This window comes from Deltaproteobacteria bacterium, assembly GCA_020845775.1.
Lineage (GTDB): Bacteria > Bdellovibrionota_C > UBA2361 > SZUA-149 > JADLFC01 > JADLFC01.
Window position 1 is genome coordinate 1 of sequence record JADLFC010000006.1, and the last position, 6,898, is coordinate 6,898.

Consider the following 6,898-nt stretch of genomic DNA (forward strand, 5'->3'; position numbering starts at 1 on the left):
GCAAACTGCACGCTGGTCTTAGCAAGATCTTCGAGAACGCACAGCACTACTATAGTAGCAGTCTCCCCATCGCTATGGGCATATTTTTTGGCCGTCCGAAAAGCAGAAAAGGATTCGGGTGAAAGATCGGTAGTAACGATAATCTTTTTCATAAAATTTAATCCACAAAATAAAAAGTTTTACAGCAGATACTGCAATAAAGTCAATTATTAGGGCGACAGCTCACAATATTCTCTAGTTTGTTTAACAAATCTGGCAAGTAATCGGTTACAATTTTCCAAACTATGGTTGTATCGACGCCAAAATAATGATGCACCACAATATGACGAGAGCGAATTATTTTTTTGCCATTCTACCTCAGGGCATGTCCGCGAAATATCCTCAGATCGCGCTTAGACATAGTTTATCTGTTGTTCAATAGCCTTCAACAACTCGGGCTTTAGAGCCTTTTTGGAAACCAAATCCACAGAGCCACCCAGAAGCTTTTCTAATTCAAGCACCAGATCCACTATCTCCATTCCAATGGGCCGATTAAATTCTACAAGTATATCAATATCGCTATTCGGCCGTTGCATTCCCTCAGCATACGACCCAAAAAGCCCGATGGCATTAAGGCCATATTACTGGCTAGCCTTCGCTTTGTTATCGAAAGAAGCCTCAAAATCTCGTCCTTAGTCATAGACAAATTCCTTAGACCCAAATACCGAAAGCCATGGCTAAGCAAATTCAAAAAAGCAATTTATTTTATTATTTTATTTACCTGCGCAAACTAAGTCAAGAATTACTAACTAAGTGCCTTCGCGCCAATTACATATTCCCGTAACGCTCCCACTAAATATAACGAACCAGTAACCACTATTAAAGAATCAGCTGTCGCCATTTCTAAGGCACAGCACAAAGCTTTTTGACAAGGATCGGTGGCAAAACTACCCTCGCACCGAAAATGCGCCGCCAAATCCTTGCATGGGACTTGAGCCGAATGTCCCGAAGCCGTAAAAATGAACTGACTGGCAACGCCATTTGTCTCTTCGAGTTCCTGGCTAAACTGCTTAAACTGCCCCAGCATAGTGCGCCAGTCCTTGCGATCCAGGATAGAAACGACAAAGGTGAGACTTTTATACGGCCGGATCGCAGAGCAGCATTCGCCGCGCAAATAATCGATCAACGTAGTCAAGCCAGCAGGATTGTGTGAGACATCGAGCAAAACTGGCACTCTTTTCTCCGCAAAGTGACAAGAAGTTAGTTCCAATCTTCCCGGCCAAGAAACGCCCTCCAATCCTTGTGCAATCGAAGTTTCTGCCAGCCCTAAAAACCTTGCCACAGAAATCGCCACAGCTGCATTTTCCCTCTGGTATCTTCCCTTAAGAGCAAGTCCACTTAAATCCAAACAGCCAAGAAACCTATCGTCTAGCTGCCAATATTTAGAATGTTTAACCTTGGCAACCTCGCAGATGACATCACTCGCCTCCGCATGCAGCTTCCCACAAAACACTGCTACACATTCCTTAATTATGCCGGCTTTCTCGCGAGCGATTTTGCTAAGAGTATCTCCTAAAATGTGCTCGTGATCGAAATCGATAGTTGTAATTACGGTAGCCTCTGGTCTTTTTAGCACATTAGTGGCGTCAAGCCTTCCGCCTAAACCCACCTCAATAACCATCCAATCTACCTTCGCCTCAGAAAAAACCCAAAAAGAAATAGCCGTTACAGCCTCAAAAAAAGACGGCGCAACCCCGACTTCTCGTGCCGCCTGCTCTACTACATAGGCAGCTCTAAAAAACTGCTCTCTACTTACAGGCGCCCCATCTATCATGCAGCGCTCTCTTACATCTATTAGATGCGGCGAGGTAAACTGACCGACCTTAAAACCCTCAGCTCTAAGCATGCTTGAAAGCAGCGCACATACTGAACCCTTTCCATTGGTTCCAGCAACATGCACCGAGCAAACTGCATCTTGGGGGTTTCCTAGAGCTGCCATGAGTTTCTGCGTAACCTCAAGATCAAAAGTCTTTCCCCCATTCCAATGAGTGAGACTTGCAAGATACTTCTCCCCTGCTTCTACGCAATCCATAAACTGCTCATCGATAATTTGCTTCATACAGCTTAGTGAAGGGCTTCGAGAATGAGGTCGTGAATGAAGGGTCTAAATTTCTTAATGTTTTCGTTATCCACATTGGGGTGGATGCGGTTACTGAGAAGAATAATATCGAGCTCTAATTTCGGATCCATCCACAAAGAGCAACCTGTAAAGCCTAAATGCCCAACGCCTTCACGGGAGAAATATTTTCCAGCACTGCTCTCCTCCCCACTCGGCATATCCCACCCCAGAGCGCGGCTGCTATTTTGCACGCTCTCGTCCCTTTGCCAAAATTTTCTCACGGTTTCCTTTTTGATGAAGCTTCCCCAGCCGTTCCAACAGTTCATCATTTCACTTGAAAACTTGTGAATATCGCGCGCGGTAGAAAAAACGCCGGCATGTCCAGCTACTCCGCCCATAGCCCAGGCGTTTTCATCGTGAACCTCGCCACAAATAAGGCGCTTTCGCCACGGACAATTCACAGTAGCAGCAATCATGTCTGTTACAGGTTCTAGCCCGCGACTGCGAAGTTTAGAAAGTTCGATGTAGCCGGTGCTCTTCATACCCAAGCGCTTAAATATTTTCTCCTGAGCGAGTTTATCTAAGGCAACTCCGCCGCATATAGTTTCGACCACAAAGGCAAGCAACATAAAACCCACATCGCTATATTCTACCCTTAGCCCAGGGGGCGAATCGAGGTTTGTGCGGAATATCTCGTTATAAACATACTCAACTGCGCTCCTAGTGCACATTATCCCAGAACGCTTACCTTCATTTAGTTCAGCAATTTTTTTGTAAAATGGTATATAAGCTGGATACCCAGAAGTGTGCGCCAATAAATGGCGAACCGTCATCTTTGCTTTATTTCCAGTGGAAAATGTCTGAAAAATGCGCGCTAGCGCTTGATCGATTTGCAGTTGCCCTTTATCGACTAGCTGCATGACTAAGGTCGTAGTGACAATTACTTTAGTCAGTGACGAGACATCAAAAACTGTATCTACCTGCATAGGCGTTACTTCTGGCAAAATAGTTCTACATCCGACCGCCCTTTCGTAAAGCACTTTGCCGCGACGTCCCACCAATAGCACGGCTCCTGGAAAGACGTGTTCTTTCTCTTGCAACTGTTTAGGTGTATAAGCCCCATGCTGCGGCTCTAAGGCCGCGCTTGAAAATGCCTCTTCTACTCTCGTCCAATCGACTAGACTCATAGCTCTCTTATTCTCGCCTTAACCATTACTTATCCATATCGCTAGCGAATAATTGCATCCAACATGCTGAGCTGTCCATCCCACATGCGCGCTCTACACCCCAATGGCAATGGCAAATTCTTCCCTGCGTGTCCAAACTCAAGTCGATAATAAATAGGAAAATTCGCCTCGTCGAAGATATCCCTAGAGCTTTTGTGCATAACATCTTCTACTGACCAGCCACAAGAACTCTGACAGTTATAAAACCGGCCAAACACTACCCCCGCCAAATTGCGAAGTTTCCCGGCAAGTTTAAGCTGCATGAGCGCTCTGTGCACTCTATAGGGAGCCTCCCCTACATCCTCTAGTGCTAAAATTGCTCCATCGTAACTTAGATCCCAAGGTGTCCCTAGCAATGTAGTTAACATAGTTAAATTGCCTGCAAGAATTTTTCCCACAGCTTCTCCATCTCGAATCACTTCGCAAGGATATTGAAGTCTAAGCTGTGGGTCTTGCATCATAGCTATCAACGTATCGACGCTTTCCTTTGCATAGCTACAATCCGCATAACGCGCAAATTCTGCCGATATAGTCGGGCCATGCAAGGTGGGAATGTTCGCGCGATTGCTTATTGCAGCTATCAAAACTGTGACATCCGAATATCCAACGACGAGTTTTCCACCTCGAGCTATCGCCTGATAGTCGAGCAGTGGCAACACTGAAATCGTTCCATATCCGCCACGTGCCGCAATAATCGCGGCTACGCTCTCATCCTCGATAAGCTCCATAAAAGCACGCGCCCGCGTCTCTTTGCTTTCACTAGCAAAACCATAGTCGCTCTTCCCATAATAAGCGCTTGGGTCAAAGGGGATTTTTGTCTTAAACCCTAATTTGTGTATCGCCTCGATGCCAGCATGAAAACATTCTGGCGCTACTGGCGAACCAGTTGACGCAATGCCAATTGTTTCACCCGCCTTAACTGTTCGCAATTTGGTCATAGAGAGATGCTCTTAAGAATATCGAACTTTACAACATCAACACTAGTCTTATAAAATAAAGAAATAGAAATATCGCAGAAGTTGAACACAATTGCCAGAAATCGCTCATATAAAGTAGCAAATTGAAATATAAATGACTGCCATTACCAATAATCCTGCTGCACTTAATTTGGCCTCTCCTAAGTGGCGGTTAGATCACGTAGCACATGCCGTGAAAAACTTGGACGAGGGCATAGCGCATTACCGCAATATTTTTGGCTTCGAGGTAGACATACGCGATACTCTGGCGGCCCAGGGCGTTGAGGCGGCTTATTTGAAGCTTAGCAACAGTAAATTAGAGCTAATTGCGCCACTCCCCGGCAATAAGTCACTTCAAGCTTTCATAGAAAGGCGAGGCGAGGGATTGCACCACATTTGCTTTGAAGTGCCATCAGTTGCTCAGGAATTAAAGCGATTGTCTCAATTAGGCGTCAGGCTAATCAACGACTCACCACAGAAGGGTCTTGGGAACAAAGATATAGCATTCATGCATCCACATTCAAACTTTGGTGTATTAATAGAAATATGCAGTAGTTAAAGGCATTTTTATAGTTCAACCTAAGGCAGTGATTGACAGCGCGGTTAACTGTAGTTTACATAGTGTTATTATATTTGTTGGAAAACATTGGTTGTTTTCGAATTGCTCCCTATGAAATTTGGTTAGTAATCGCATTTATTCGTTATGAAAGAAAAACTTGAAATTCAAGGAGTAATGACTCCTTTTCCGCATTCGATTGGCATCGATCAAACGCTGCAAGTTGCCAAACAGATGATGCAGAAGTATGGAGTGAGGCACTTGCCAGTCCAGGACGGCGGCCGCCTTGTAGGAATATTAAGCAACCACGACATAGATTTTGCGTTGGCCGTAGACGACAAGAAACCTGAAGAAATTTTGGTAGAGGCTACTTACACAGCAGAGCCTTACGTTGTCGAGCTAACAGCTGATGTTGCCACGATAGCAAACAAAATGGCCCACGATCACATTAGTTGCGCGTTGGTCATGCAACGAGAAAAACTAGTGGGGATTTTTACCACAGTCGACGTTTGCCGCACGCTGGCACAGGTCCTAAGAAACGAAGCGCCAGCGGCAAACGTCGCTAACGAAAATTAGCCTCGGAGTCTCTGTGCTCGGTCTCTCGGCTCGCATCTACGCTCAAGCTCTGGAGTCATTATTTAAAATTTTTGCGACGATATTCTTACTAGCGAATTTAGATTGTCAGTGGCATCTCTAGCAGAACCACAAATTCATATCCGCACTAACACATAGACAAATTCATCAACAGCAGCATCGGCATAATCCAGAATTTTTAACCTCCAAGCTGAAAAGGAGCGTTCCATGTGTGCTAAGAGTTGATCAAAGGCCGGTTTATCCCAGACATGAAAATGAATACTATAGTCCTTAGCCTCAAGCTCTTTCGCAAAGCTCTCAAAGTCACTTTCAGGTTTAACTTTAAAAAACCTACAACTGACGTACTTTGAAAAATCAAGAAATGCCTGAAAATCTCTTGATTCGCTAGGATTAACATAGTCGTCTAAAACATGTTGCAGTGACGTAATCTCCCTCTCTTGATCAAATGTGGTATGTTTATTGGGAACTGCCAAAAACAGCTTGCCCCCTTGCTTTAATACCCTCTGCCAATTGAGAAGGGAACTGATTGGGTTGCGCATGTGCTCAATTACATGATTTGCAATTACAAAGTCCTGACTACATTCACGTATTGTCCCTAAAGACTCCGCATTGTCCAGTATGTCCGTCTCAACAATTGACTGCCCACGCAGTTCGGGGTAGCACTCGAATAGTTCATCCCGCGTTAGTCTGTCTACATATCTTATATTAAGATGTGGTGCATAAACAGGCCTGTGCAATGCACCAATCTCAATTCCAACGCCACTTAAAAACCCTAATAAGTGCTCCCGTCCCTTTCTTGTCTCCTCAGCCATTTCCATAAGTAAGTGATCCTTAATTTAACGATAGTTAAAAGAAAAAGATGCTACCCCTTTACGCAGCCTGTTCGTATCTACTCAATAGCTGGAGGCAATAATAAAAAATGGAGTAGATATATATACGATAGCCGACGAGTTTACGAAAGATATTTTTTCAATTATCACCGATTTTCACGGCAAAGTTAGAACCCAAAAAAGCTATGAGCCCAAAAAATTAGCCTCGGAGCCTCTGTGCTCGCATTTAGACTGCAAGCGAGTTTTTGTTGTTGTTAGCAACATAAATATCGCAAACGAACGACTTACTTTGCTTTTTATATCGACAATTAATGCAGAGGCTAATGATTCTGTTTGCTTTTTAACTATAGAGTCCTACCCACGCAATGAGAAAATCCATCGCAATTATCCCACTATACATACCGGTGCACTGGCGGCCTACAAGCCGCATGAGTCTTTGCCTAATCCTGAGTCTCAGTAACCAATCAGCAGCTAGCAGCAACACAGAGAGGGAGGTCGATAAGTGCCTGGTGGAAATATTACGCCATGTTCGCCATTAAGATATCTGCGGCAGGCAACTTTGTATTCGTGATATATGCTAAAATACTCTTCCAAGTAGTTGTTCATGGCTACCGGGTCACAACAAATCACCAAAGGGC

9 protein-coding genes are annotated in these 6,898 nt (G+C 44.4%); 2 read left to right on the forward strand and 7 right to left on the reverse strand.

The annotated features are described in order from the left end of the window. The 6 genes from IT291_00285 to IT291_00310 all read right to left on the reverse strand — a co-directional run. On the reverse strand, positions 1-152 hold a 152-nt coding region (locus tag IT291_00285), incomplete at its 3' end, for a universal stress protein (GenBank protein ID MCC6219658.1). Positions 153-202: 50 nt separating this feature from the next. Next, positions 203-319 carry a DUF86 domain-containing protein gene (locus tag IT291_00290; GenBank protein ID MCC6219659.1) on the reverse strand — a complete coding sequence of 39 codons (117 nt, stop codon included), beginning with the start codon at positions 317-319 and terminating at the stop codon, positions 203-205. Between the two features lie 73 nt (positions 320-392). Next, positions 393-575, reverse strand: coding sequence for a nucleotidyltransferase domain-containing protein (locus tag IT291_00295; GenBank protein ID MCC6219660.1), 183 nt, complete (start codon positions 573-575; stop codon positions 393-395). Between the two features lie 209 nt (positions 576-784). After that, the gene (locus tag IT291_00300) at positions 785-2,098 is read right to left on the reverse strand and encodes a bifunctional folylpolyglutamate synthase/dihydrofolate synthase (protein ID MCC6219661.1); all 1,314 of its coding nucleotides are present in this window, start codon (positions 2,096-2,098) and stop codon (positions 785-787) included. Positions 2,099-2,103: 5 nt separating this feature from the next. Next, a complete protein-coding gene (locus IT291_00305) occupies positions 2,104-3,285 on the reverse strand; it encodes a beta-lactamase family protein (protein MCC6219662.1) in 1,182 nt (393 codons plus the stop codon). A gap of 41 nt (positions 3,286-3,326) precedes the next feature. After that, the gene (locus IT291_00310) at positions 3,327-4,262 is read right to left on the reverse strand and encodes an LD-carboxypeptidase (protein ID MCC6219663.1); all 936 of its coding nucleotides are present in this window, start codon (positions 4,260-4,262) and stop codon (positions 3,327-3,329) included. A gap of 133 nt (positions 4,263-4,395) precedes the next feature. Between IT291_00310 and mce the strand changes: the two genes are divergently transcribed. Together mce and IT291_00320 are read left to right on the forward strand one after the other, a co-directional pair. Continuing rightward, a complete protein-coding gene (mce, locus tag IT291_00315; GenBank protein ID MCC6219664.1) occupies positions 4,396-4,839 on the forward strand; it encodes a methylmalonyl-CoA epimerase in 444 nt (147 codons plus the stop codon). 144 nt (positions 4,840-4,983) lie between these two features. Continuing rightward, on the forward strand, positions 4,984-5,412 hold the full coding sequence (locus IT291_00320; GenBank protein MCC6219665.1) for a CBS domain-containing protein: 429 nt from the start codon (positions 4,984-4,986) through the stop codon (positions 5,410-5,412). A gap of 134 nt (positions 5,413-5,546) precedes the next feature. Here the strand turns inward: IT291_00320 and IT291_00325 are convergent, their stop codons facing one another. After that, positions 5,547-6,242 carry a methyltransferase domain-containing protein gene (locus IT291_00325; protein MCC6219666.1) on the reverse strand — a complete coding sequence of 232 codons (696 nt, stop codon included), beginning with the start codon at positions 6,240-6,242 and terminating at the stop codon, positions 5,547-5,549. Between the last annotated feature and the right edge of the window lie 656 nt (positions 6,243-6,898).

Coding starts and splice junctions, on each gene's coding strand:
- IT291_00295 (MCC6219660.1), bottom strand. CDS start 575: ATGCAACGGCCGAATAGCGATATTGATATACTTGTAGAATTTAATCGG.
- IT291_00300 (MCC6219661.1), bottom strand. CDS start 2,098: ATGAAGCAAATTATCGATGAGCAGTTTATGGATTGCGTAGAAGCAGGG.
- IT291_00305 (MCC6219662.1), bottom strand. CDS start 3,285: ATGAGTCTAGTCGATTGGACGAGAGTAGAAGAGGCATTTTCAAGCGCG.
- IT291_00310 (MCC6219663.1), bottom strand. CDS start 4,262: ATGACCAAATTGCGAACAGTTAAGGCGGGTGAAACAATTGGCATTGCG.
- mce (MCC6219664.1), top strand. CDS start 4,396: ATGACTGCCATTACCAATAATCCTGCTGCACTTAATTTGGCCTCTCCT.
- IT291_00320 (MCC6219665.1), top strand. CDS start 4,984: ATGAAAGAAAAACTTGAAATTCAAGGAGTAATGACTCCTTTTCCGCAT.
- IT291_00325 (MCC6219666.1), bottom strand. CDS start 6,242: ATGGCTGAGGAGACAAGAAAGGGACGGGAGCACTTATTAGGGTTTTTA.